A 1,317-nucleotide genomic window follows, 5' to 3' on the forward strand; every position below is an offset into this window, starting at 1 on the left:
CTTAGAGCTTGTAGAGTGGGCCGTAGTTCTTGCAGGCGCGGAAGTCCTGACCTTCCTTGTCCATGCCGAAAGCATTCCATGCAGATGGACGGAAAATCTTGTCCTCTGGAACGTTGTGGCCGCATACAGGGATGCGCAGGATGGAGGCCAGAGTAATGAGGTCAGCACCAATGTGACCGTAGGCAATAGCGCCGTGGTTGGCGCCCCAGTTGTTCATTACATCATAGGCGGTCTTGAACATGGAGGACTTGCCGTCGCAGCGTGGAGCAAACCAGGTGCATGGCCAGGTGTAGTCAGTACGCTTCCACAGCTTCTCGGTTACTTCCTGAGGCAGCTCAACAGACCAGCCTTCGGCAATCTGCAGGACAGGGCCCAGACCCTTGACCAGGTTTAAACGTACCATGGTCATTGGAACCTCAGCATCGGTCAGGAAGCGTGAGGAGTAACCGCCGCCACGGAAGTAGCCAAGGTCAGCTGCGTTCCAGGTGGTAGCATCAAGGCAGTTCTTGATGTCCTCGTCAGTCATCTCATACCATGGCTTGATGGTACGATTGCCGCCGCAGCAGCGTGCCTGACAGGAGAAGTCCAGAGCAGAAGCGCCGGAGTTGATTAAGTGCAGGAAGCCGTCGCAGTCCTTTGCATGGCCCTGAAGCTCGTAGCCGGTTACACGCTTGACAGCGTCGCCGGACCAGTAGGTACGAACGTCAGAGAACATGGTGGCACGGTTGGTCAGCAGCTTGCCAAAGAGCATGCCAAAGCCGTTTAAAACGTCGTTTTCAGTGGCCAGAACGATTGGCTCGCGCTTGCCGTTCCAGTCAAAGCTGGAGTTGAGCAGGGCTTCGGCAAAGTCGGCATTTGGATAGAAATCAGTCCACTGACGCTGGCCCTGGAAGCCTGCAGCAATGGCGTTGTGACCCAGAGCTTCTTCTTCACAGCCGGCTGGCAGATTCTTGTTGCCCTTGATGAGGTCCTTGATGATAACCATCATCTTGACCACAAATTCCCACTGCTCGTCCTTGACTTCACGGCTGTTCTGCATGGACTCAGGGTTCTTGTCAAAGCCTTCCTTGCAGTACTGTTTGGTCCAGGCAAGAGCCTTCTCGTACTCGGCAGGGTCGTAGATGTTGTTTTCCATACGACGGATAATTTCTACCTCGTCTACGGACTCAACGCGCATGCCCAGGTACTCTTCGATGAAGTTGGAGTCGATGATGGAGCCGGCAATACCCATGCAGATAGAACCAATCTGCAGGTAGCTCTTGCCGCGCATCTGAGCGGCAGCAATGGCGGCGCGGCCAAAGCGCAGAATCTTTTCCT

1 protein-coding gene is annotated in these 1,317 nt (G+C 54.9%); it reads right to left on the minus strand.

Features of this window, described 5'->3' with window-relative positions; all coding sequences use genetic code 11:
• Position 1 precedes the first annotated feature (1 nt).
• On the minus strand, positions 2–1,317 hold a 1,316-nt coding region (gene fucI, locus MXE41_RS12965; RefSeq protein ID WP_247100890.1), incomplete at its 5' end, for an L-fucose isomerase.

The sequence above is a fragment of the Anaerobiospirillum sp. NML120449 genome (assembly GCF_023051105.1).
In the GTDB taxonomy this organism is placed as follows: Bacteria; Pseudomonadota; Gammaproteobacteria; order Enterobacterales; family Succinivibrionaceae; genus Anaerobiospirillum.